Source organism: Pseudomonas sp. DW-iso3, assembly GCF_058725305.1.
Map to the genome: position 1 here is coordinate 261,959 of NZ_JBZXDZ010000003.1, position 24,252 is coordinate 286,210.

Sequence of the window (24,252 nt, forward strand, 5' to 3'; positions counted from 1 at the left end):
TCAGATCACCCGTGAAAATCGTTGCCTGTTCTGGTGTTCCAGATAGGCATCGAACACCATGCACACCGAGCGCACCAACAAGCGCCCCGCCGGCAGTACGCGAATGCCCTGGGCGTCGAGTTCGATCAGGCCATCCTCGGCCATCGTCTCCAGCTGCGGCCATAGTTCGTCGAAATACCCGCGAAAATCAATATTGAAGGCCTGCTCGATCGCTTCGAATGCCAGGCTGAAATTGCAGATCAACTGCTGAATTACCTCCCGCCGCAATCGATCATCCGTGGTGCACACCAGCCCACGGCTGGTAGCCAGCTGTGCGCCGGCCAATGCGTTCTGGTAGCCGTTGAGGTCGCTGCTGTTCTGGCAGTACAGGTTGCCGATCTGGCTGATCGCCGACACCCCGAGCCCGATCAAGTCGCAGTGCCCGTGGGTGGTGTAGCCCTGGAAGTTGCGTTGCAGGGTGCCTTCTTCCTGAGCGATGGCCAGCTCGTCGTCGGGCAGCGCGAAATGGTCCATGCCGATGTAACGGTAACCGGCCTGGGTCAGTTGCTCGATAGTGGTTTGCAGCATCAAGAGCTTTGAGGCCGGGGAGGGCAGGTCCTCGGTGTTGATGCGCCGCTGGGGCATGAAACGCTCCGGCAGGTGCGCGTAGTTGAACACCGACAACCGGTCGGGTTGCAGCTTGATGACTTCTTCCACGGTACGCGCAAAATTGATCGGCGTTTGCTTGGGCAGGCCGTAGATCAGGTCGATATTGATCGAGCGAAATTGCAGCGTGCGCGCCGCATCGATCACCGCGCGGGTTTCTTCCAGGCTTTGCAGGCGATTGACCGCCCGTTGCACCTCGGGATCGAGGTCTTGCAGGCCGATGCTCACGCGGTTGAAACCCAGCTCACGCAGCAGGCCCATGGTGGCCCAGTCGGCTTCGCGAGGGTCGATTTCGATGCCGTAGTCGCCCGAGTCGTCATCCAGCAGATTGAAGTGCTGGCGCAGGCAGCCCATGACCTGGCGCAGTTCGTCGTGACTGAGAAAGGTCGGGGTGCCGCCGCCGAAGTGCAGTTGCTCAACCCGCTGTTTCGGGTCGAGGTGGCAGGCCATCAGCTGGATTTCCTGCTCCAGGCGTTGCAGGTAGGCCTGGGCGCGACCCCGGTCCTTGGTGATGACCTTGTTGCAGGCGCAGTAGTAGCAGATGTTCGCGCAGAATGGCACATGCACATACAACGACAACGGCCGCGCGGCCTTGCGGCTGTCGCGCAGGGCGTGGAGCAGGTCGAAGGTGCCGACCTGGCTGTCGAATTGTACGGCGGTGGGGTAGGACGTGTAGCGCGGTCCCGCCAAGTCGTAGCGGTGAATCAGATTGGCGTCCCAACGAATGGCGTCGAGCATGCGGGCGTTCCCCCGGATAGGCTAGTGGGCCGAGTCTAGGGGCGTGGCGGGGATGGCATCTTGACTTGCATCAACGGGGAGCGGCGCTATGCCACATGGCGATTTAATGGCCCATTAGCCAGTGCTGGTGTGGACCGGGTAACGTCCAGATACCGAAAAGCATGACCAGCAAACCACCCGCCATCCGCACGCTGCGCTTTCGCAATAACGCCGTCACCCGTTCAGCGGCCAACCCCGTCGCCAGCAAGACCGGCCAGGTGCCCAGGCCAAATGCGAGCATCAGCAGCCCGCTGTCCCAGGCATTGCCTTGGCTCGCCGCCCACAGCAGGGTGCTGTAGACCAACCCACACGGCAACCAACCCCACAGCGCGCCCAACAGCAATGCGCGCGGCACGCTGGACACGGGCAGCAAACGGTTGGCGACGGGCTGTATGTAGCGCCACAGGCCGCGTCCGAGGCTTTCGATACGGGTGAGGCCACTCCACCAGCCGGCCAGGTACAAGCCCATGCAGATCAACAACAACCCGGCCAATACACGCATGAACAGGGCGGCCGGGCTGTTGGCGACTGCCCAACCCGCCAGGCCGATCAACACCCCGGCCGCGGCATAGCTGAAAATGCGCCCCAGATTGTAGGCCAGCAGCAGTTGAAACCTGCGACCGCGCTGTTCCTTGGGGATCGCCAGGGTCAGCGCACCCATCAGCCCGCCGCACATGCCCAGGCAATGGCCGCCGCCCAGCAGGCCGAGGATCAGTGCGGAGACCAGCAGGGGCGCCAGTTCAAGCATGGGGCGGGTCTTTAGGCGGTTGCTCGGGGTGGTTGGCTTCTTCGACGCCGGCCAGGTGGTTCGGGTCCTGATCGTCGAACAGCACGCTATGGGCGGGGCCGTCGAGGTCGTCGTACTGGCCGCTGTCCACCGCCCAGAAGAAGATGTAGATGGCCACGCCCACTAACAGCAGCGCCGCCGGAATCATCACGTATAAAGCTGGCATCTGCACTCCATGTCCGCTCGGCTCACACCGGCAGCGGGCGGGTTACTGAGGGGGCTCGGGTCGCCGGCGCGCTCGGCAGGCGAGTCAGGCGCAGGGCGTTGAGCACCACGGTCAACGAACTGAGGGACATGCCCACGGCCGCCCAGATCGGGGTGATCCAACCCAGGGCGGCAAACGGCAGCATAAGGCCATTGTACAGCCCGGCCCACAGCAGGTTTTCAATGATCACCCTACGGGTGCGCCGCGCCAGGGTGAAGGCTTGTACCAAGGCGTCCAGGCGGTTGGACAGCAGCACGGCATCGGCGCTGGTCTTGGCCAGGTCGGTGGCCGTGCCCATTGCCACGCTGATGTCGGCGGCGGCAAGCACCGGTACATCGTTGACCCCATCGCCGAGCATCAGCACCTTGCGGCCTTCCTTGTGCAGTTGTTGCAGGACTTGCAGCTTGTCATCGGGGCGCAGGCCGCCGTGGGCCTCATCGATACCCAGCTCAGCAGCGACACTGGCGACCATCGGCGAGCTGTCTCCGGACAACAACAGTGTGCGCCAGCCGCGCGCCTTGCACGCGGCCAGCAATGCAGGGGCGTCGCTGCGCAGGCGGTCGTCGAGCACGAACCAGGCCAGGGCGCCTTCGCGGTCGCCCAGCAGTAGCCACTGGCCCGACACTTGCGGTTCGGCAGGAATCGGGCAACCACTGAGTTCACACACAAAACCGGGTTGGCCAATGCGCAATACGCGCTCGCCGACGCGCCCTTCCAGGCCCAGCCCTGGCGAACTGATGACCTCATCAGCGGCCAGTGGCGCTCGCCCAAAGGCGCGGGCAATCGGGTGTTCGGAACGGTTTTCCAGGGCGGCGGCGAGGCTCAGGCACAGGTCGGTGCTCAGGGGGCCGAGGGGCCGGATGGCCCTTAATGCCAGGCGCCCTTCGGTCAGGGTGCCGGTCTTGTCGAAAATCACCGTGTCGATCTGGTTCAACCCTTCCAGCACATGGCCTCGGGTCAACAGCAGGCCGAGTTTGTGCAAGGTGCCGGTGGCGGCGGTGAGGGCGGTGGGGGTGGCCAGGGACAGTGCGCAAGGGCAGGTCGCCACCAGCATTGCCAGCACAATCCAGAACGCCCGCGACGCGTCCAGCTCCCACCACAGCAGGCCGATCAGCGCGGCGGCCATCAGCGAACACAACAGGAACCACTGCGCGGCGCGGTCGGCGATTTGCGCCAGGCGCGGTTTCTCCGCCTGGGCCCGTTCCAGCAGGCGCACGATGGCGGACAGGCGGGTGTCGTGGCCCAAGGCGCGCACTTCGACGGTCAGCGCGCCTTCGACATTGAGCGTGCCTGCCGTGACCGCGTCGCCAGCCTGGCGGGGTTGCGGCAGGTACTCGCCGGTTAGTAGGGATTCATCAATGCTCGATTGGCCTTCCAGAATCACGCCATCCGCTGGCAGCACGGCGCCCGGATGCACCAACACACGATCGCCCAGCGCCAGTTCGGGCAGCAAGATGCGTTCGCTCTGGCCGTCGGCCTTGAGCCGCAGGCACGACGCGGGCAGCAAGTTGACCAACTGCGCGGTGGCCGCGGCCGTGCGTTCACGGGCGCGGCGCTCAAGGTAGCGACCGGCCAGCAGAAACAGCGCGAACATGCCCACCGCGTCGAAGTACAACTCACCCACGCCGGTGATCGCGGTCCAGATCCCCGCCAAATAAGCACCGCCGATGGCCAGTGACACCGAAACGTCCATGGTCAGGTGGCGGGTGCGCAAGTCGCGCATAGCCCCCTTGAAAAACGGTGCGCAGCTGTAGAACACGATGGGTGTTGTAAGAAACATCGCCACCCAGCGCAGGATCACGTGCAGCTCCGGGCTGAGGTCTATATTGAATTCCGGCCAGGTGGCCATGGTTGCCATCATCGCCTGGAACCACAGCAGACCCGCCACGCCCAATTGGCGCAAGGCCAGGCGGTTTTCGCTGGCCAGTTGCTCGGCGGCGCGGTCCGGCTGATAGGGGTGGGCAGCGTAGCCGATATGGCGCAATTCGCTGAGCAGCTGGCTCAGCGGCAGTTGCCCGTCGGCCCAGCGCACCTGCAGTCGATGGTTGGACAGGTTCAACCGCGCCTCGGCCACGGCGGGCAGGCTGCGCAGGTGTTTTTCGATCAGCCAGCCGCAGGCCGCGCAGCTGATGCCTTCCATCAACAAGGTGGCTTCGGCCAGTTCGCCTTCGTGGCGCACGAAAGGTTTTTGCACATCGGCGCGGTCATACAGCGCCAGCTCGTCCACCAGTTGCACCGGCAATGCCTCAGGGTTGGCCGAGGCTTCGCTACGGTGCTGGTAGTAGCTTTCCAGGCCGCCGGCGACAATCGCTTCGGCCACTGCCTGGCAGCCGGGGCAGCAGAGTTCGCGGCGTTCGCCGAGGATCACTGCGGTGAAGCGGCTGCCGGGCGGGACGGGCAGGGCGCAGTGGTAGCAGGGGATCGGGCTGGTCATGGTTATGGATCTTAGTCGGCTGTGAGGGCCTCATCGCGGGCAAGCCCGGCGCCCACAGGGGACCGCGATCCAATGTGGGAGCGGGCTTGCCCGCGATGCGCGAAGCGCAGGTTCGTTACTTCTTCAGGTCTTCGGCACCCTGCAACGGTTCATCGCCCAACAGCAAGTCCTTGTCGTGGCTGACCTGTTCTTCTTCGAACATGCGCCAGGTGCGGTCGCCTTCCACGCCGAGCAACTCGACGAAGCGACGGCCTTCGACCTTGTCGGTGACTTGGCCGATGTAGCGGCCAGGCTCGCTGGCGCTGCGGGCCAGGTTGATCTTGCGATCCTTCTCCGGCTGGGTCGGAGAAATCAGGTTCAATTCCAGGGTAGTCGGGTTGCTGTTGCCGGTGAGGTTCACCTCGACTTCACCGGTCAGCTCATCCAGGTGCACCTTGGCGCGCAGTTGCAGGGTCTGGGCCAGCAGTTCGCGGTCCAGGGAGCGGTTGATGCCTTTGCCGGCCTCGTAGTAGTTGTCGTTGACCAGGTTGTCCGGGTTGTTCACTGCGATGGTCACCATGGATAGGGTCAGCGTCACCGAGCAGGCCAGGATGGCAATGATGATCCAGGGCCAGAGGTGCTTGTACCAGGGGCTTGCGGCAGTTGCTACGGACATTGTTCGGTTCTCTTGATTAACGAACTTGCGGGCCGATGAATCGGCTCTTGGCTTCAATGTGGACGCTGGCGTCATCGGCATCGGTGAGGATGAATTTCACCTCGTTGGTGCTCGACGGCAATTGTTCCGGCGCACTCGACAGCTCGACCGGCATGCTGACGATATCACCGGCAGCCACCTTGATTTCGCGGCGGCCTTGCAGCTTGAGGTCCGGCAGGCCGGCGGCGTCGAGCACGTAGGTGTGGTCGCGCTGATCCTTGTTCATGATCTTCAGGCTGTAGACGTTTTCGATGCGGCCTTCGGCGTTTTCGCGATACAGCACACGGTCCTTGCTCACGTCGAAACCCACCAAAGAGCGCATGAAGAACGCCGCCACCAACAGGCTGATCATCGCCAGCAGCACCAGTGCATAACCGATCAGGCGCGGGCGCAGCTTGTGGGTTTTCTGCCCCGACAGGTTGTGCTCGGTGGTGTAGCTGATCAGGCCGCGCGGGTACTCCATCTTATCCATGATGTTGTCGCAGGCGTCGATACACGCGGCGCAGCCGATGCACTCGATCTGCAGCCCGTCGCGAATGTCGATGCCGGTGGGGCACACCTGCACGCACATCGTGCAATCGATGCAATCGCCGAGGCCCTGGGCCTTGTAGTCGACCCCTTTTTTGCGCGGGCCACGCAGTTCGCCACGGCGTGGATCGTAGGAAACGATCAGGGTGTCCTTGTCGAACATCACGCTCTGGAAGCGTGCATACGGGCACATGTAGATGCACACCTGTTCGCGCAGCCAGCCGGCGTTGCCATAGGTGGCGAGGGTGAAGAACCCCACCCAGAAATACGACCAGCCATCGGCCTGGCCGGTAAAGAAGTCGAACACCAGTTCGCGGATCGGCGAGAAATAGCCGACAAAGGTCATGCCGGTGACAAAACCGATCAGCAGCCACAGCGTGTGTTTGCTGAACTTGCGCAGGAATTTGTTGGCACCCATCGGTGCTTTATCGAGCTTGATGCGCTGGTTGCGGTCGCCTTCGGTGACCTTTTCACACCACATGAAGATCCACGTCCACACGCTTTGCGGACAGGTGTAGCCGCACCACACACGACCGGCATACACCGTGATAAAGAACAGGCCAAACGCCGCGACGATAAGAATGCCCGAGAGCAGGATGAAGTCCTGGGGCCAGAAGGTCGCGCCAAAAATAAAGAACTTACGCTCCGGCAGGTTCCACCACACGGCCTGGTGGCCACCCCAGTTCAGCCACACGGTGCCGAAGTAGAGCAGGAACAGACCGGCACCACCGAGCATGCGCAGATTGCGGAACAGGCCGGTGAAGGCACGGGTGTAGATTTTCTCTCGCGAGGCGTAGAGGTCGACGGTTTTACTGTCGGAACCGTTTGTGTGTTTGGCAGGCGGGGTAACGTCATGTACCGGTATCTGGTTGCTCATCATTGCATCCCACGGCGGTGGAGATTTGCCTCGGCCAGTACGTGCCAACCGGGGTCAAATTAAGGGTGTTGCAGTGGCCTGATGATACGCCCCTGAGGGTATGTCAGGGGTGCGACCTTTGGTCGCGTTGGGGAAAATCAATTGATGGTGTACGTGATCTGGATCAATTGACTTGGCAAGTATGGACGGTTTTTGCGGGTAGGGCGGTCATTCGTCCCATGGGTTAATCAGTGAAACGCCGCTGGATTTGAAATCACTGACATTGCGCGTAACGACGGTTAACCCATGTACTAGAGCAGTAGCGGCGATCAGTGCATCGCTTTCATTGGCCCGGTCAGGAACATGCAGATGTGCACAGCGCAGTGCAACCGCAGCATCCACCGGCAGAATCCTGGCATCAAAAGCGGGCATTACATGGCGCTTGAGCCAGGTTCTCAGCACCTTCCCTTGTGCCGGGTCTCGGCGCTCAACACGCAAGACCCCGGTTTCCAATTCTTTCAGCGTAATCGCTGAAATAAACATGCGTGGAGCGATCACACTTTTGGCCCAGGCGACCACCTTTGCATCGGCGTGGGGTTTACGCAGTTCGGAGATAACGTTGGTGTCGAGCAGATACATCAAGAGAGGTCCACGGGTCGATGAGTGATCACGGCACGTTCGGTTTCGAAGTCGATATCGGCCGCTTCCGGCATCACTAGCAGATCAACGATATCGGCATTGAGCCCTGTCAGTTTCTGGTAGTCCTCAATACTTAGCAGTACATGGGCAGGCTTGCCGCGATCGGTGATAAAAACCGGCCCCTGGCGGGCGGCTTTTTTGGCACCACTTGTGTCTTGGTTGAATTCGCGGCTGGAAATGGTTGTGATGGTCATGAGGTGGCCCCCTCCGTCAGACTTCATGTAGTTACGTTACTACTTGGAAGTCGACGGCGGCAAGTCGGAGGCTACAAACGGTCATGTGCTCCAATTTGGACAGCTTCTGGGAGCCAGAAAGACCAAAGCCCCGCCAGCTTGCGCTGCACGGGGCTTTGGTCTTTTCGAGTGGTTACTGCTCTTCAGCCTTCTTATCCCCATGGGACAAGCTGTACACATACGCTGCCAGCAAGTGCACTTTGTCGTTGCCTTGCAGTTGCTCCTGAGCAGGCATCTGGCCCTGGCGGCCCCAGCGGATGGTTTGTTGCAGTTGAGCAAAGCTCGAACCGTAGATGAACGCGCCCGGATGGGTCAGGTCGGGCGCGCCCATGGCAGGGGTGCCTTTGCCGGCAGGACCGTGGCAGGCCACGCAGTTGGCGGCGAAGAGTTTCTCGCCGTTGGCCACATCGGCTTTCACGCCTTCGGGCAGCTTGCGGCCGTCGAGGTTGGTGACGACGAATGCCGCCACATCACTGACGCCTTGCTCCTTGAGGATATCCAGCCAGGCCGGCATCACCGCATGGCGGCCTTTCATGATGGTTTCCTTGATGGTGGCCGGCTCGCCCCCCCAGCGCCAGTCGGCATCGGTCAGGTTGGGGAAGCCATAGGCACCCTTGGCGTCGGAACCGTGGCACACCGAGCAGTTGGAGGCGAACAGGCGGCCGCCCATCTTCAAGGCTTGTGGGTCCTTGGCGACTTCTTCAATCGGCATCGACGCGAATTTGGCGAAGATCGGGCCGAACTTGGCGTCCGACTTGGCCATTTCCTTTTCCCATTCGTGCACGCCGGTCCAGCCGGTCTGGCCGTTGGCGAAGGGGGTTTGCTTGTCGTTGTCGAGGTAGCTGTAGCCCGGCAGCAGGCCCTTCCAGTTACCCAGGCCGGGGTACAGCGCCAGGTAGCCGAGGGCGAAGATGATGGTGCCGACGAACAGCATGAACCACCACTTGGGCAGGGGGTTGTCGTACTCCTCGATGCCGTCGAACGAGTGGCCGACGGTCTCGTCGGTTTGCTCGGCGCGCTGGCCCTTGCGGGTCGACAGCAGCAGCCAGGTCAGGGCGAAGATGGTACCCAGACTGAGGACTGTGACGTACAGACTCCAGAACGTAGTCATTCTTTGTTACTCCTAGAAGCTTGCTCGACGTGCTTGATGGCTTCGGGATCATCCGCAAAGGGCAGCAAGGTCGCGTCTTCAAACTCCGACTTGCGCTTGGGGCTGAACACCCACAACGCCAGGCCGATAAAGGCCACCATCACCACAACGGTGCCCAGGCCACGAATCATCCCGATATCCATGAAGAATCACCGTTTGCTTTTGATGATGGTGCCCAGGCCTTGCAGGTAGGCCACCAGTGCGTCCATTTCGGTCTTGCCCTTTACGGCTGCGGCTGCACCGGCGATGTCTTCGTCGGTGTAGGGCACGCCCAGGGTGCGCAAGACTTCCATCTTCTTCGCGGTGTCCTTGCCGTCGAGCTTGTTTTCCACGAGGAACGGGTACGCCGGCATTTTCGATTCAGGCACCACGTTGCGCGGGTTGTACAAGTGCGCGCGCTGCCAGTCATCGGAGTAACGCCCACCGACACGGGCCAGGTCCGGGCCGGTGCGCTTGGAACCCCACAGGAACGGGTGGTCCCACACGCTTTCGCCGGCGACCGAGTAGTGGCCGTAGCGTTCGGTTTCGGCGCGGAACGGGCGGATCATCTGCGAGTGGCAGCCGACACACCCGTTGGCGATGTAGACGTCGCGGCCTTCCAGTTCAAGGGCGGTGCGCGGCTTCATGCCTTCGACCGGCTTGTTGGTCACGTCCTGGAAGAACAGCGGAACGATCTGGGTCAGGCCGCCGATACTCACGGCGATGACCATGAAGAAGGCCAGCAGGCCGATATTCTTCTCGACTACTTCATGCTTCATCAGTGAGCTCCCACAACGGCGATCTTGGCGGCGGCTTCGGCTTCTGCAGGGTCGGAGGCACGCACGGTGCGCCAGACGTTGTAGGCCATGAACAGCATGCCGGCGGCAAAGAACGCACCGCCCAGGGCGCGGACGATGTAGCCCGGGTGGCTGGCTTGCAGCGCTTCGACGAAGGAGTAGGTGAGGGTGCCGTCATCGTTGATCGCACGCCACATCAGGCCTTGGGTGATGCCGTTGACCCACATCGAGGCGATATAGAGCACGGTGCCGATGGTGGCCAGCCAGAAGTGGGTGTTGATCAGCGCGACGCTGTGCATCTGCACGCGGCCGAACAGTCTGGGGATCATGTGGTAGATCGCACCGATGGAGATCATCGCCACCCAGCCGAGAGCGCCGGCGTGTACGTGGCCGATGGTCCAGTCGGTGTAGTGGGACAGTGAGTTGACGGTCTTGATCGCCATCATCGGCCCTTCGAAGGTCGACATGCCGTAGAAGGCCAGCGATACCACGAGGAAGCGCAGGATCGGATCGGTGCGCAATTTATGCCACGCGCCCGACAGGGTCATCATGCCGTTGATCATGCCGCCCCAGCTCGGCGCCAGCAGGATGATCGACATCGCCATGCCCAGCGACTGCGCCCAATCCGGCAGTGCGGTGTAGTGCAAGTGGTGCGGACCGGCCCAGATGTACAGGGTGATCAGCGCCCAGAAGTGCACGATGGACAAGCGATACGAGTAAATAGGACGTTCGGCCTGTTTCGGCACGAAGTAGTACATCATCCCCAGGAAACCGGTGGTGAGGAAGAAACCTACGGCGTTGTGGCCGTACCACCACTGGATCATCGCATCCGTGGCCCCAGCGTAGGCCGAGTAGGACTTGAACAGGCTGACCGGCAACGAGGCGTGGTTGACGATGTGCAGCATCGCCGTCACCAGGATGAACGCGCCGTAGAACCAGTTGCCCACATAGATGTGCTTGGTCTTGCGCTTGACGATGGTGCCGAAGAACACCACGGCATAGGTCACCCACACGATGGCGAGCAAAATGGCGATGGGCCATTCCAGCTCGGCGTATTCCTTGGTGGTGGTGTACCCCAGCGGCAGGGTGACGATGGCGCCGACGATGACCGCTTGCCAACCCCAGAAGGTGAAGGCCGCGAGGCTGTCGGAGATCAGTCGCGTCTGGCAGGTTCGCTGCACGACATAGTAGGAGGTGGCAAACAATGCACATCCGCCGAAGGCGAAGATCACCAGGTTGGTGTGCAGCGGGCGCAGGCGGCCAAAGGTTGTCCATGGCAAACCGAAATTCAATTCCGGCCAAACCAGTTGCGAGGCGATGAACACCCCGAGCCCCATGCCAAGGATCCCCCAGACCACCGTCATGATGGCGAACTGGCGGACTACCTTATAGTTATAAGCAGTCGGACTGATTGCTGTGCTCATTCTAAGGTTCCACGGTTTAGGTTTTTTTATAGGTAAAATCGGCCGCAAGTATGTAGAAAGCGAGGGGCCATTGCAACGCAATGGCTGACCTGTATCAATGCGTTCCACGCCAGATTCTGCGCCCTTTCCATGTTTGGCGTAAGGACAAAATTCGAAATCAAAAGCTGATCGAGTGGACAGGAAAATTTTGGGGTCGCAACGAATGCCGTCGCGTACGCCAGGATTGGTCCGCTTTGGGAACAAGCGTAGACCCGAAAGTGAGGGGGGGAAAGGTGGGCTTTGGAAGGGTGTGACACTTGGTCGCGTGCGAAGTCGAGCTGCCGCCCCATGGTGGGGCGGCAGTTCAGGGGTTACTCGGTCTGGCTTTCTGGCGTTGCGCCATCAGCGTTGTGGGACAGGCTGTAAACGTAGGCGGCCAACAGGTGCACCTTGTCATTGCCTTGCAGCACTTCCTGCGCCGGCATCTGGCCTTGGCGGCCGTGACGGATGGTCTGCTGCAACTGCGCGAGGCTGGTGCCATAGATGTAGCCGGCCGGTTTGGTCAGGTCGGGCGCACCCATGGCTTCCATGCCGTGGCCTTCCGGACCGTGGCAGGCAACACAGGTGGTGTTGAACGCCGTTTGGCCAGCCGCCAGGTCGGCAGTGCTGTCAGCCGGCAGGGGCAGCTTGGCCACGTCGTGACGCACATAGGCAGCGACGTTTTTCACACCTTCATCGCCGAGCATGTCACCCCAGGCCGGCATCGCCGCATGACGGCCGTTCAGGATGGTGGTCTTGATCGCCTCGGCCGAACCGCCCCAGCGCCAGATGTTGTCCGCCAGGTTCGGGAAACCAAACGCGCCCTTGGCGTCCGAGCCGTGGCACACCGCGCAGTTGGAGGCAAACAGGCGACCGCCCATTTTCAGCGCTTGCGGGTCTTTGGCGACTTCTTCCACGGGCATGGCCGAGAACTTGGCGAAGATCGGCCCGAACTTGGCGTCGGCCTTGGCCATTTCCTTGTCCCATTCCTTGGTCTGGGTCCAGCCGTCTTGATAGCCTGGCAACACGCCTTTCCAGTTGCCCAGGCCCGGGTAGAGGATCAGGTAGCCGACCGCAAACACCAGGGTGCCGGCGAACAGCATGAACCACCACTGGGGCAGCGGGTTGTCGTATTCCTCGATACCGTCGAAGGCGTGGCCCATGGTCTGGTCGACGCTGCCCTTGGTCTCGCCCTTGCGGGTGCCGACCAAAAGCCAGGTCAGGCCGATCAGGCTGCCGAGGGTCAGTACGCAGATCCATGTACTCCAGAATAGGGTCATGGCCGAGTGCTCCTTATTGCAGGCTCTTCTTGAGCGTCGGATGGAGAAGGTTCATCGGCGAAGGGCAGCAGGCGCGCCTGCTCGAATTCCGCATTGCGCCGGTTGTTGAACACCCACAACGACAGGCCGATAAAGGCGATAGCAACCACCAGCGTGCCGAGGCCGCGGATGGTGCCCGCATCGAATTCAAATCCCATGGCTCACCTCTTGCTCTTGATGGCAGTGCCGAGCACTTGCAGGTACGAGACCAGTGCGTCCATCTCAGTCTTGCCCTTGAGGCTGGCCACGGCACCATTGATGTCGTCGTCGGTGTACGGCACGCCGAGGGTGCGCATCACGTTCAACTTGGTCTCGGTGTGGCTGCTGTCGACGGCGGCGGTGACCAGCCACGGGTAGGCCGGCATTTTCGACTCGGGCACCACGTTGCGCGGGTTGTACAAGTGCGCGCGGTGCCAGTCGTCCGAGTAGCGGGCGCCGACGCGTGCCAGGTCCGGGCCGGTGCGCTTGGAGCCCCACAGGAACGGGTGGTCCCACACGCTTTCGCCCGCCACCGAGTAGTGGCCATAGCGTTCGGTCTCGGCGCGGAACGGGCGGATCATCTGCGAGTGGCACTGTACGCAGCCTTCGCGGATGTAGATGTCACGGCCTTCCAATTGCAGCGCGGTGTAGGGCTTCATGCCTTCCACCGGTTTATTGGTGACGTCCTGGAAGAACAGCGGGACGATCTGGGTCAGGCCGCCGATGCTCACGGCCAGCACCATGAGCAGCATCAGCAGGCCGACGTTCTTTTCAATCGTTTCGTGTTTCATCACAGACTCCTCAGGCCAGCTGCGCAGTGGTGGTGGCTTCGACGGGCTGCGCCGAACGCACGGTGCGCCAGGTGTTGTAAGCCATCAGGAACATGCCGCAGAGGAACACCGCACCGCCCACCAGCCGCACGATGAAACCAGGGTGGCTGGCCACCAGGGTTTCGACGAAGGAGTAGGTCAAGGTGCCGTCTTCGTTGATTGCACGCCACATCAGGCCCTGGGCGATGCCGTTGACCCACATCGAGGCGATGTAGAGCACGGTGCCGATGGTGGCCAGCCAGAAGTGCGCGTTGATCAGGCCTAGGCTGTACATCTGCTCGCGGCCGAAGACTTTCGGGATCATGTGGTACAGCGCGCCGATGGAGATCATCGCCACCCAACCGAGGGCGCCAGCGTGTACGTGGCCGATGGTCCAGTCGGTGTAGTGGGAGAGGGCGTTGACGGTCTTGATCGCCATCATCGGGCCTTCGAACGTCGACATGCCGTAGAAGGCCAGGGAGACGACAAGGAAGCGCAGGATCGGGTCGCTGCGCAATTTATGCCAGGCACCCGACAAGGTCATCATGCCGTTGATCATGCCGCCCCAGCTCGGTGCCAGCAGCACCAGCGACATCACCATGCCCAGGGACTGTGCCCAGTCAGGCAACGCGGTGTAGTGCAAGTGGTGTGGGCCGGCCCAGATGTACAGGGTGATCAGCGCCCAGAAGTGCACAATGGACAAGCGATAGGAATACACCGGACGCTCGGCCTGCTTGGGCACGAAGTAATACATCATGCCGAGGAAGCCGGCGGTGAGGAAAAAGCCTACCGCGTTATGCCCATACCACCACTGCACCATGGCATCCGTCGCACCGCCGTAGAGGGAGTAGGACTTGGTCAGGCTGACCGGGATTTCCAGGTTGTTGACGATATGCAGGATCGCCACGGTGATGATGAACGCACCGAAGAACCAGTTGCCGACGTAGATGTGCTTGGTGTTGCGCTTCATCACCGTGCCGAAGAACACGATGGCGTAGGCCACCCAGACGATGGTGATGAGGATGTCGATCGGCCATTCCAGCTCGGCGTATTCCTTGGAACTGGTGTAGCCCAGCGGCAAGCTGATCGCGGCCAACAGGATGACCAACTGCCAGCCCCAGAAGCAGAACGCGGCGATCTTCGGCGCGAACAGCCGGGTTTGGCAGGTGCGTTGCACCGAGTAGAAAGAGCTGGCGAATAGCGCGCAGCCGCCGAAGGCGAAGATCACCGCGTTGGTGTGCAACGGGCGCAGGCGGCCGAAGCTGGTCCAAGGCAAGTCGAAGTTGAGTGCAGGCCAGACCAATTGGGCGGCGAGAAAAACCCCGAGCCCCATGCCGACGATGCCCCACACCACCGTCATAATGGCGAATTGGCGGACCACCTTGTAGTTATAGGCGGTACTTAAAGTAGTGTTCATGGTTCCCCATCCACGGTTCAACCCAAGCAAGTGCGGCACTTGGGCTGGAGTTATAGGCAGACTGAATAGCGAGGCAAGCATGGGCAAAGAGCACAAGGCCAGTATTGACGGGGATCAATGGGCGCAGTGTGTGCGGGAACACGGCTGGTTGTGGGATGTCGCGTCGACGGTTGCGGGACGTGAACCTGTGACGCTGATCCTGGCCCACGGCGCTGGTGCACCGATGGACTCATCCTTCATGAACGACATGGCTGCACGCCTTGCCGGGCATGGGGTCAGCGTGTTGCGCTTCGAGTTTCCCTACATGGCTCAACGCCGTGTCGACGGCGGCAAGCGCCCGCCGAACCCGGCACCGAAACTGCTGGAAGCCTGGCGCGAGGTGGCGGCCGAGGTGCGACGTCATGTCGCTGGGACACTGGCCATTGGCGGCAAGTCCATGGGCGGGCGCATGGCCAGTTTGTTGGCTGATGAAGTGGGCGCCGATGGGTTGGTGTGCCTCGGGTATCCGTTCTATGCGCCGGGTAAACCGGAGAAACCACGCACTGAGCATCTGGCTGGGTTGAAGACGCCGACCTTGATTGTGCAGGGCGAGCGCGATGCCCTGGGGAATCGGGCGACGGTGGAGGGGTATGTGTTATCGCCGAGCATCGAGGTGATGTGGTTGGTGGCGGGGGATCATGATTTGAAGCCGTTGAAGGCCTCGGGGTTTACGCATGAGCAGCATTTGGCGGCTGCAGCGGCGAAGGTCGCTGAGTTTCTCGGCGCCTGTTAGGGACCCTTCGCGAGCAAGCCCGCTCCCACATTTGAATGCATTCACACATCAACATGTGGGAGCGGCCTTGCTCGCGAAAGCGGTCTACCGGTTAAACCGCTCCACCAGCGAATACTGGGTATTCGCCGTATGGGTCAGCTCTTCACTCAACTGCGCCGAGTTCATCGCCTGTTCCGACGTCTGGTCCGCCAACAGCGCAATCGTACTGATATTACGGCTGATCTCTTCTGCCACCGAGCTTTGCTCTTCGGTCGCTGCCGCGATCTGGGTAGTCATGTCGGTGATATGCGCCACCGCTTCACTGATGCCCACCAACGCCTGATCGGCCTCCATCACCCGCGCCACGCCTTCTTCGGCCTGGCGATGCCCGGCGTCCATGGTTTGCACGGCGGCGGCAGCGGTCTGCTGCAGCTTGGCGATCAAGGCATGGATCTGCCCGGTTGATTCAGCGGTGCGCTGTGCCAGTTGACGGACTTCGTCGGCGACGACCGCAAAACCACGGCCCATCTCGCCGGCACGGGCCGCTTCGATGGCGGCGTTGAGTGCCAGCAGGTTGGTCTGGTCGGCAATGCCTTTGATCACATCGACCACGCCGCCGATTTCATCGCTGTCCTTGGCCAGTTGGGTGACGGTCACACCGGTCTCGCCCACGGCCACTGACAGACGCTGGATCGCCTCGCGGGTTTCCCCGGCGATATCGCGGCCGCGACCGGTCAGGCGGTTAGCCTCCTGGGTCGCATCGGCGGTACGCTGCACGTGGCTGGCGACTTCCTGCGTGGTGGCTGCCATCTGATTGACTGCGGTCGCCACCTGTTCGGTCTCGACGCGCTGGCGTTCCAGGCCACTGGAGCTGTTATGCGCCAGGGTGTTGGACTGCGCGGCTTGGTCGTTGAGGTGTTCGGCGGTGTCCTGCAAGCGCGTCAGGCAAGTCTTCAGACGTGCCTCCTGGCTGAGGATCGACATTTCCAGACGCGCCTGGGCGCCACGGCTGTCGGTGTACATCTGCGCGATCAACGGGTCGGACGTGGTCTGCTCAGCCAGGCGCAGCAAGCGTTTGAGGCCGCGCTGTTGCCAACTCAGGCCCAGCAGGCCCAACGGCACCGACAACCCCGCCGCCAGGGCAAAGCCCCAGTGGGAGTTCAGCGACGCACCAATCATGAAGCTCAATTGGCTCACCAGGATAAACGGCAGCCAGTCCTGCAACACCGGCAGCCACTTGTCCCGTTGGGGGATCGCCGACTTGCCCTGGTTGATGCGGTGGTAGAGCGCTTCGGCACGGCGGATCTGCTCGGCGGTGGGCTTGATGCGCACCGATTCGTAGCCGACCACCTGATTGCCTTCGAAAACGGGCGTCACGTAGGCGTTAACCCAGTAATGATCACCGGTCTTGCAGCGGTTCTTGACGATGCCCATCCATGGCAAGCCTTGTTTGAGCGTGGACCACATGTGCGCGAACACCGCCGGCGGCACATCCGGGTGACGCACCAGGTTGTGCGGGGCACGCACCAGTTCGTCGCGGGAGAACCCACTGATCTCGACGAAAGCGTCGTTGCAGTAGGTGATCACGCCTTTGGCATCTGTGGTGGAGATCAACCGTTGCTGAGCGGGGAAGGTACGTTCGCGCTGGGTAACGGGTTGGTTATTACGCATGATTGTTCAATCCGCAAGGCTTTCAAGGGTTGTCGGCCGCAGCGGGCTTTTATTTAGCTTAATTTTGTAATAATCAGCTGGCCAGCATCGGGTAGGTAAACAACCCGAAGTGAAGCAGATTCAGGCCAAAGTGCGTGGCAATGGCTGCACCCAGTCCGCCAAAGCGATAAGCGAGGCCATAACCGACGCCTGCAATGCTCGCCAGCAGTACCCAATGCCAGCCTGCCCCAAAGTGCACCAGGCCAAATAGCAGGGATGCCAGCAGCAACGCGAGGTTTTCTCCATAGGGCAGGTGCTTGAAGCGCCTGCTCAAGCCGCCTTGGACATAACCACGAAACAGCGCTTCTTCGACAAGAGTCACCAGCAGCAAATTATTCAGCACCCATAACCAGGCCTGTTCCGGCCATTTCGGCGCCCAGGTGATCATCCCCAGCAAGGCGGCGCCGCCCAAGGCTGCGATGGCGGTGAGCGTCAAGGCGAGGGCGGCCACGCAGATCGATAAGCGCAGCGAACGCCGCGCCACAATCCACGGGCAGGCCAGCAGCAGCCAGAAGCCAATCAGCGGTTTGTCCTGGTTCAGGTACATCGAGAAGGGCACGGCATCGTCGGTAAGGCGTTGCGGAGCAATACCACGTCCGTTGTAGAAACCCGGCAACCAGTGCATCGCCAGGCCCAGGGCCAATACGATAAACAGCCCGTGACCCAGGTAGCGCGCCCACGGCGTGCGTTGCTGGCGTACGGCGTAGGCGGCGATCAGCAGCAGGGCGACGGACACGCCCGCCAGCGCCCCCAGCTGCCCGTAGATCAAGGCCAGCAGATAGCCGATGGAAAGAAGCGCCAGGTACAGCCAGGGCAATGCGATCATGGGGAGTCCTTGGAAAAATCTGGGCGGCATTATAGCGAGCCATCTCACAGGGCCCACATGAAAACTCCGCCATTCAGGGTGATTGCAAAACCTATCAACGGCTGGTTATAGTCCGAGTCTCTTCATCCCTTCACACAAGATCAGCCCATGTCAGCTCTCCAGCGCACAGCAGTAGTCGATTCAGCGGTCAACGCTGCAGTCGAGCCGTGCGGAGAAAAGCAGCCTGTGCAGATCAGTCACTACCCCCCACCTGTCAGCAGCACGCCGGTGTACGCAGTCGTATCACCGCCGGGTGTTGGTATTTCGGGCTGATCAGCTGATTGCTGTTCCCGTCTGCCCGCCTGAAAAAACCTTGAACTTCAGCTTTTGCTGAGTCGGCTTTTTTGCCTGATTACAGGTGGTAACCATGTCTGTTCTTTCGAAACAATCCGTGGCCGCGGCGGCCTCGACGAGCCTGTTTGTCCTGCTGTGGAGCAGCGGGGCGATCTTCTCCAAATGGGGCCTGGCCCACGCGTCCCCCTTCGCGTTTCTGCTCATCCGCTTTGCCATCGCTCTCGCGGGCCTGGTGGTGCTGATACCGATCCTCAAGCTGAAACTGCCGCGCCCCGGCAAGCCGCTGTTGTACGCAGCGGCGACGGGGTTGGTGTTATTGGGGGCCTACCAGATTTTCTATCTGTTGGCCCTGGACCTGAGCGTCACCCCCGGCGTGATGGCAACCATCATGGGCGTACAGCCGATCCTCACCGTGGTGCTGATGGAACGCCAGCGTTCGCTGCGCCGCGTGTTCGGGCTGGGCCTCGGGTTGGCGGGGCTGATCATGGTGGTGTATCAAGGCATCGGTCTGTCCGGCATGTCCCTGGCAGGCATGCTGTTCGGGCTGTTGGCCCTGGCCAGCATGACCTTCGGCTCGATCATGCAGAAGCGCATCACCGACAACCCCTTGGGCACGCTGCCGGTGCAGTACCTGGCGGGGCTGCTGCTGTGTTCGGTATTCGTGCCCTTTCAGCCGTTCCACTTTGAATACAGCAGCAGCTTTTACCTGCCGGTGCTGTGGATGGGGCTGGTGGTATCGTTGCTGGCAACGCTACTGCTGTACCGCCTGATCGCCCGGGGCAACCTGGTGAACGTCACCAGTCTGTTTTACCTGGTACCGGCGGTGACGGCGGTGATGGACTACCTGATCTTTGGCAACAGGCTCGCGATGCTGAGCGTGTTGGGGATGGGGTTGATCATTGTTGGGTTGGTGTTTGTGTTTCGCAAAGGTTAGGGACGCGTGCCCTCCTGTGTCGTTGTGGGCGCAGGAGGGCCGGGCCGGAGGGGCTACTGGCTCAGTGTCTCGGACAGGGATTTCACGTATTCGCGTAATTCCGGTACGGCCGTCGCTTCCCAGTCACGTGCCTGGAGGAAGGGGCCGACATAATACAGCCAGCTTGATTCTGTCCCGTCACACCCTACCAGAGCGCCGGAAGGGGCGATGGCCATGCTTGTTCCAAGTGCGTCCGGAATCAGCAGGCCGCCGATTCGCAGTGATTCCAGTAAGGGGTCGTCCAATTCTCGCAGGTCAAATGCCGGTGTCGTACAGTTGATCACTGCGCCGACTTCAATGCTTTCCTGGATGCAGGTGCCCCGGCGTTGAAAACTTACACTGACATGATCTTCATTGGGGGTGTAGCCGGTTACCCGTCCCGCAAAAAGTTTGAGTTTGCCTCTGGCGATCTCGGCCTGCAGGCGTGCTCCTGGCTGTGGGGCGCAACGGTGGCGATGAGTATCCCAGTACGGGCGCACATGACGCAAAAAGCGCTGTCGCTCGATAATGGGCAGTGCATGCCATAGTTGAGCCGTGGTTGACCTGAGCCCGCCGATGACGTCCCTCCAGTCCCCCCCGGTACGCGCTTGGTGCATGATTGCGTCACGGACTGTGCGCAGATAGTGACGGATCGTGCAGTTGTCTAACATTCGTCGGGACAGGTGTTCATCATAAGAAGGGCGTGCGTTCAGCACCCGATGAGGTTGTGGGGCGAGGCCTCGACGAGATACGGCATAAATCATTCCCTGATGCCCACGGTCACGCAGGTCAAGCACGACGTCCAGCATCGTCAGTCCGCTACCGATGAGAAAAATGGGGGCGTCCGAGCCGACATTGCTGAGTGCGTCGGCTTTCCAGGGGTCATGTATGTAGCGCGGGTTTGCGTAAAACAGTTGGTGCCCTGCTGCGCTGGACGGTTTTTGGCGGGCGCAGCTGCCGATACTCAAGACGACCTTGTCGACCTCCAAATGATCGCCGTTGTTCATGATTAAGCGCGCCCCATCACGCTCTGCGTTGGGTATCACCTCAACAACCTCGCCGATGACATTGTGCAGTTCGCAACCTTTAGCTGCGTTTTGCGAGGCGTTGCTCAACAATGACTCCAAATAGTCACCGTAAAGGCGTCTTTGCACAAAGGATCCGGACGTGATGTTGGAATCATGGTTCTTGGCGAACGCATAGAAACTGTCTTCATCGTCACTCAGGGCGTTCATTCTGCCCGCGGGGACGTTGAGTAGATGCGCGTAAGAGCGGGTTCCATAGGCAATGCCACGCGCAATTGCGCCAGGCCGGCTAATCAACAGGATTTTCTGTCGCGCGCCGGTTGGATTACGCAGTAAACGCACTGCTAGCGTCGAGCCGCAAAAGCCTGCACCAATAATTGCGATGGTCTGGGTCTTCATCCTTGCTCCAGTGTGGATGGGGGGGGGCTCACCTGACAACGTGAGACGTCCAATTTTTTTTGAGGGCGGGTGGTCCTGCAAGCGATGAGCGCATAGTGACGCGGATGGCGGCACCATTCCAGTGCTCAACGGGTAGGCTCGAGCGTTTATTGATAGGGGTCAATGGGCGTGCGGCTATATAGGGAATTAAAACTCAGAAGCTCGAATGATGTTAATGAGCCATATCGATCAAAAGTTAAGTACGTGCTTGGCTATAATTAGTGAACTTTCTTACAGGCCATGCTGTCACTGTTCCTTGGCGCCAAGTTAGTCATATAGCCCATAGCACAAAAATTCTTTCACGAGTAACGTCTTAGTAATAACCCGATGGATATTTCTGGGTGGGTTAAGCCGGCGATTTTCACCTTTCAGGCGCTCTAGCTTCAAGGTGTGTGCCATGCAGCCTTCCGGGCCGTGCCAGGCCTGACTATTACGCCCGACCATTGGTTGTGATACAAGATTGTACGTTCTGAATATAACTGCAATAATTCCAGCTTTCTTAGGGCACATACCGCAGATTCCTACAGGCGAGTAAGTGCGTTGCAGCGGGATATTTGTGTCTATTACTACATTGCATAGTCCTTCTCGTCTTCAACCAAGCGATGTTTGCGAAGCAAAAGTTGTCGTATTGATGTGTACGTACAACGGCCAGGCATTCCTTGCAGAGCAGCTTGACTCGTTTGAACGGCAGACCCATTCCAACTGGACGTTGATGGTGTCGGACGACGGTTCTCAGGATGGAACCCTTTCGCTGTTGGAAGACTACGGTCGCCGCTGGGGTCATGCTCGCCTGGGAATAATGATGGGGCCTAAGAGAGGATACGCTGCCAATTTCCTCTCGTTGACCTATCGAGTGGATGATGCAGATTTCTTTGCCTGGTCCGATCAAGACGACATCTGGAGCGAGGACAAGCTGGAGGTGGCGCTGGCGTGGTTGCGAACCGTGCCAACCCATGTGCCTGCGCTTTATTGCGGTCGTACTCAGTTGATCAGCGAAACGGGCGTGCATCTCGGCTATTCGCCGCGTTTTCGACTCGCTCCCGGTTTTGGCAATGCACTGGTTCAGAGTATTGCGGGGGGGAACACGATGGTTTTCAACAAAGCCGCTCGTGCGCTGTTGTGCGAGGCGGGCTACGACCTGAGTGTGCCTGCTCACGACTGGTGGCTTTATCAGTTGATCTCGGGGGCAGGCGGACGTGTTCACTATGATCCGCAGCCTAAGATGAAATATCGTCAGCATGCTGAGAATGTGATTGGTAGTAATGCTGGTTGGGCGGCACGATTAGTTCGATTGCGGATGGTTTTTCAAGGGCGTTTCCATGAATGGAATGACCAGAACATCCGGGCCCTCGATGCCATGCAACACCGTTTGTGCAAGCAAAATCAAGGGACGCTTGAGTGCTTCAAGCAAGCACGGACGCAGACCGTCTTTCGCAGAATCTCTGGTGTCTGGTTGGCGGGACTTTACCGGCAAACCCTGCTGGGGAATTTGGGGCTTCTGCTGGCAACTATAATGAAGAAGCTCTGAATTCTCTCGAGCGTAAATCCGCACATTCAGCGGATGAGCTTTGGTCAGCACGTCGTTGGCGACGGCCAATTTTCGGTGATTTTCGAGGGCGCTACGCTCTGCTTTTGCGATCATAGATAGGCACTTGAGTGCTAGAACTGTCCCGGTCCCTGTTTTCAAGTTAGCCAATATTAGAGTGTTCGATAATGCATCCAGTTGACGCGAATAAAAATGTAGTGATCGTTCTGGGGATGCATCGCAGTGGCACCAGCGCTATCGCTGCGGGGCTTGAGCAGCTCGGCCTGAGCATGGGAAGTTCTTTGTATCAAGGCGACGAATGGAATCCCAAGGGGTATTTCGAAGAGCGCCAGGTTGTCGAGTTCAATAACAGGCTGCTTGCCTTGCAGAACTGCCGCTGGGACTCCCCCTTGCCTCCAGTGTTGGGGAGTGGAGGGCAATGGGAGGCATATGTCGGTGAAGCTGTCGAGCTGGTCCGAGGTTTGTTTGGCGACGCGCCTGCCTGGGGATTCAAAGACCCACGGATGTGTCAGTTGGCCCCTTTTTGGGGGAGAGTGTTCTCGCAGTTGGAGGTCAAGCCGCAGCTGATGTTAGTGGTGCGTCATCCAGCCGAGGTAGTGCATTCGCTGGCTCGACGTGATGGCATTTCCGTTGAGCGTGGGGCCTGGCTGTGGATGACACATTTGCTTGGGGCCTTGGAATACTTAGATAACGCTGAAGACATGCGATTTTTCGCATTCGATCATTTGCTTTTGCAACCGGCCGACTTTCTTTCAGACGTCGCGAGCTGGCTTAAGTTGACACCCGCCCAAGACACCGTTGAGCGCTTCGCCGGCGACTTCATTGCACCAACATTATCCCATGGCTCGGACGCCCGACATCTGAGCCTCCCGGGGCTAGTTCTGAGAGCTTATGAGGCTGTGCATGGTGCTATCGAGGAGGGCATGACCCCCAGGGCCTTTCGAGAGAGTGCTCAGTGGATTCGTATAACATCTGAATTTCAGCGTGATATCATCCCGAAACTTTTGTCAGTACAAGCGTTTTACAAGGATGATCGGCAGCTTTCGACCTTAGAGTCCCGAATTGTTGCTTTGAGTGAGGGATTGGCAATGGCTGAAAAATTGGCAGTCGAACGTCTGGATGAGATGCAGAGACTCGATACTCAGCTTATTCAGACCAGTGATGCTCTGGCCCGCGCTGAACTGATTGTGTTGGAACAGCGGTCGACGCTTGAGTGTGCAAACGAGCAGCTCGGTAGCGAGCCTGTCGACCAGGCCACGGGCGCGCACTCGCCGTTGGCTGAATCTCAATTTCAGCGAGAAGCATCAGCGCAAATAGAAGCGCTTGATTGCCGTCTTCGCGACGCCGAAACACTTGCGGTTGAGCGTTTGGAGCACATAAATAGGCTTGATGCCCAATTGAGTCAAACCAGTGCCGCGCTTGACCGTGCTGAGCACATCGTGTCGGATCAACAGGCTGCGCTCGAGCGTCAAAACGACGCCTATACTCTGTTCCGTGGGGCTGAGTTGATCGCGATTGAACGTTTGGAACATATACAAAAGCTCGATGCTCAGTTGATCGAAATGAGTGCCGCGCTTTCCCGCGCCGAAGGCATCGTCGTTGAGCAACAGCAGGCATTCCAGCAAAGAGATGCGATGCAAGCAGGCTTACTGGAAGCAGAGAGACTTGCTTTTGAGCGTCTGGCAGAGATGCAGAAACTCAATGCTCAGCTTATTCAAACCTCGGATGCTCTGGCTCACGCTGAACGAATCGTACAGGAGCAACAGGACGCGTTGGAACGCGCATATTTACTGGTATCGCGTAGAGAGATGACGCCAGTAGGTGTGGCGGAGTCATTGCAAAACGCGACGCTGGACCCTCAAATTAAGTAGGTGGCTTTGGCTTATGTCAAAGAACCGTTGTGGTAGTGAGTTGATAGTGG

23 protein-coding genes are annotated in these 24,252 nt (G+C 59.9%); 4 read left to right on the plus strand and 19 right to left on the minus strand.

What is annotated here, in order from left to right; all coding sequences use genetic code 11:
• From hemN to ccoN (AC4PS7_RS10410), 16 genes are all read right to left on the minus strand, one after another.
• Window positions 1-1,383, minus strand: coding sequence for an oxygen-independent coproporphyrinogen III oxidase (hemN, locus tag AC4PS7_RS10335; protein WP_010208547.1), 1,383 nt, complete (start codon window positions 1,381-1,383; stop codon window positions 1-3).
• A gap of 103 nt (window positions 1,384-1,486) precedes the next feature.
• Complete coding sequence (locus AC4PS7_RS10340; RefSeq protein ID WP_010208548.1) at window positions 1,487-2,170, minus strand: sulfite exporter TauE/SafE family protein; 684 nt, start codon at window positions 2,168-2,170, stop codon at window positions 1,487-1,489.
• A complete protein-coding gene (ccoS, locus tag AC4PS7_RS10345) occupies window positions 2,163-2,375 on the minus strand; it encodes a cbb3-type cytochrome oxidase assembly protein CcoS (protein ID WP_010208549.1) in 213 nt (70 codons plus the stop codon). Before ccoS ends, AC4PS7_RS10340 begins: the two co-directional genes overlap by 8 nt.
• Window positions 2,376-2,397: 22 nt before the next feature.
• A complete protein-coding gene (locus tag AC4PS7_RS10350) occupies window positions 2,398-4,848 on the minus strand; it encodes a heavy metal translocating P-type ATPase (protein ID WP_044287662.1) in 2,451 nt (816 codons plus the stop codon).
• A gap of 115 nt (window positions 4,849-4,963) precedes the next feature.
• Entirely contained in the window at window positions 4,964-5,503 is a 540-nt protein-coding gene (locus AC4PS7_RS10355; RefSeq protein WP_010208551.1) for a FixH family protein, read from the minus strand.
• A gap of 16 nt (window positions 5,504-5,519) precedes the next feature.
• Window positions 5,520-6,947: a cytochrome c oxidase accessory protein CcoG gene (gene ccoG, locus AC4PS7_RS10360; RefSeq protein ID WP_010208552.1), complete on the minus strand. Its 1,428-nt coding sequence runs from the start codon at window positions 6,945-6,947 to the stop codon at window positions 5,520-5,522.
• A gap of 207 nt (window positions 6,948-7,154) precedes the next feature.
• Entirely contained in the window at window positions 7,155-7,565 is a 411-nt protein-coding gene (locus tag AC4PS7_RS10365; RefSeq protein WP_042571902.1) for a type II toxin-antitoxin system VapC family toxin, read from the minus strand.
• Entirely contained in the window at window positions 7,565-7,819 is a 255-nt protein-coding gene (locus AC4PS7_RS10370) for a type II toxin-antitoxin system Phd/YefM family antitoxin (protein ID WP_010208555.1), read from the minus strand. Before AC4PS7_RS10370 ends, AC4PS7_RS10365 begins: the two co-directional genes overlap by 1 nt.
• Before the next feature lie 172 nt (window positions 7,820-7,991).
• A complete protein-coding gene (ccoP, locus tag AC4PS7_RS10375; RefSeq protein ID WP_010208556.1) occupies window positions 7,992-8,969 on the minus strand; it encodes a cytochrome-c oxidase, cbb3-type subunit III in 978 nt (325 codons plus the stop codon).
• Window positions 8,966-9,151, minus strand: coding sequence for a CcoQ/FixQ family Cbb3-type cytochrome c oxidase assembly chaperone (locus AC4PS7_RS10380; protein WP_003175465.1), 186 nt, complete (start codon window positions 9,149-9,151; stop codon window positions 8,966-8,968). The genes ccoP (AC4PS7_RS10375) and AC4PS7_RS10380 overlap by 4 nt, the downstream gene beginning before the upstream one ends.
• Before the next feature lie 6 nt (window positions 9,152-9,157).
• The gene (gene ccoO, locus AC4PS7_RS10385) at window positions 9,158-9,766 is read right to left on the minus strand and encodes a cytochrome-c oxidase, cbb3-type subunit II (protein WP_003193167.1); all 609 of its coding nucleotides are present in this window, start codon (window positions 9,764-9,766) and stop codon (window positions 9,158-9,160) included.
• Window positions 9,766-11,208 carry a cytochrome-c oxidase, cbb3-type subunit I gene (ccoN, locus tag AC4PS7_RS10390; protein ID WP_021490916.1) on the minus strand — a complete coding sequence of 481 codons (1,443 nt, stop codon included), beginning with the start codon at window positions 11,206-11,208 and terminating at the stop codon, window positions 9,766-9,768. Before ccoN (AC4PS7_RS10390) ends, ccoO (AC4PS7_RS10385) begins: the two co-directional genes overlap by 1 nt.
• Window positions 11,209-11,558: 350 nt before the next feature.
• Complete coding sequence (gene ccoP, locus AC4PS7_RS10395) at window positions 11,559-12,506, minus strand: cytochrome-c oxidase, cbb3-type subunit III (protein ID WP_042571900.1); 948 nt, start codon at window positions 12,504-12,506, stop codon at window positions 11,559-11,561.
• On the minus strand, window positions 12,503-12,703 hold the full coding sequence (locus AC4PS7_RS10400) for a cbb3-type cytochrome oxidase subunit 3 (protein WP_010208563.1): 201 nt from the start codon (window positions 12,701-12,703) through the stop codon (window positions 12,503-12,505). Before AC4PS7_RS10400 ends, ccoP (AC4PS7_RS10395) begins: the two co-directional genes overlap by 4 nt.
• 3 nt (window positions 12,704-12,706) lie before the next feature.
• A complete protein-coding gene (ccoO, locus tag AC4PS7_RS10405) occupies window positions 12,707-13,315 on the minus strand; it encodes a cytochrome-c oxidase, cbb3-type subunit II (RefSeq protein WP_010208565.1) in 609 nt (202 codons plus the stop codon).
• Window positions 13,316-13,325: 10 nt separating this feature from the next.
• Window positions 13,326-14,750, minus strand: coding sequence for a cytochrome-c oxidase, cbb3-type subunit I (gene ccoN / locus AC4PS7_RS10410; RefSeq protein WP_021490914.1), 1,425 nt, complete (start codon window positions 14,748-14,750; stop codon window positions 13,326-13,328).
• 79 nt (window positions 14,751-14,829) lie between these two features.
• Between ccoN (AC4PS7_RS10410) and AC4PS7_RS10415 the strand changes: the two genes are divergently transcribed.
• Window positions 14,830-15,522, plus strand: coding sequence for an alpha/beta family hydrolase (locus tag AC4PS7_RS10415; protein ID WP_137205622.1), 693 nt, complete (start codon window positions 14,830-14,832; stop codon window positions 15,520-15,522).
• Between the two features lie 84 nt (window positions 15,523-15,606).
• On the opposite strand, the gene AC4PS7_RS10420 is transcribed toward AC4PS7_RS10415, so the two are convergent.
• Together AC4PS7_RS10420 and AC4PS7_RS10425 are read right to left on the minus strand one after the other, a co-directional pair.
• Window positions 15,607-17,172 (minus strand): methyl-accepting chemotaxis protein, encoded by a 1,566-nt coding sequence (locus AC4PS7_RS10420; protein WP_010208570.1) that lies wholly within the window; start codon window positions 17,170-17,172, stop codon window positions 15,607-15,609.
• A gap of 73 nt (window positions 17,173-17,245) precedes the next feature.
• Window positions 17,246-18,037, minus strand: coding sequence for a CPBP family intramembrane glutamic endopeptidase (locus AC4PS7_RS10425; RefSeq protein WP_021490912.1), 792 nt, complete (start codon window positions 18,035-18,037; stop codon window positions 17,246-17,248).
• Between the two features lie 406 nt (window positions 18,038-18,443).
• On the opposite strand from AC4PS7_RS10425, the gene AC4PS7_RS10430 reads away from it, so the two are divergent.
• Window positions 18,444-19,304, plus strand: a complete 861-nt coding sequence (locus tag AC4PS7_RS10430; RefSeq protein WP_042571897.1) for a DMT family transporter — start codon at window positions 18,444-18,446, stop codon at window positions 19,302-19,304.
• Window positions 19,305-19,357: 53 nt separating this feature from the next.
• On the opposite strand, the gene AC4PS7_RS10435 is transcribed toward AC4PS7_RS10430, so the two are convergent.
• On the minus strand, window positions 19,358-20,746 hold the full coding sequence (locus AC4PS7_RS10435; protein ID WP_021490910.1) for an FAD/NAD(P)-binding protein: 1,389 nt from the start codon (window positions 20,744-20,746) through the stop codon (window positions 19,358-19,360).
• A gap of 595 nt (window positions 20,747-21,341) precedes the next feature.
• On the opposite strand from AC4PS7_RS10435, the gene AC4PS7_RS10440 reads away from it, so the two are divergent.
• Together AC4PS7_RS10440 and AC4PS7_RS10445 are read left to right on the plus strand one after the other, a co-directional pair.
• Window positions 21,342-22,313, plus strand: coding sequence for a glycosyltransferase family 2 protein (locus tag AC4PS7_RS10440; RefSeq protein ID WP_029529069.1), 972 nt, complete (start codon window positions 21,342-21,344; stop codon window positions 22,311-22,313).
• A 185-nt stretch (window positions 22,314-22,498) separates the two neighbouring features.
• Entirely contained in the window at window positions 22,499-24,202 is a 1,704-nt protein-coding gene (locus AC4PS7_RS10445; RefSeq protein ID WP_010208578.1) for a sulfotransferase family protein, read from the plus strand.
• The last annotated feature ends 50 nt before the right edge of the window (window positions 24,203-24,252 follow it).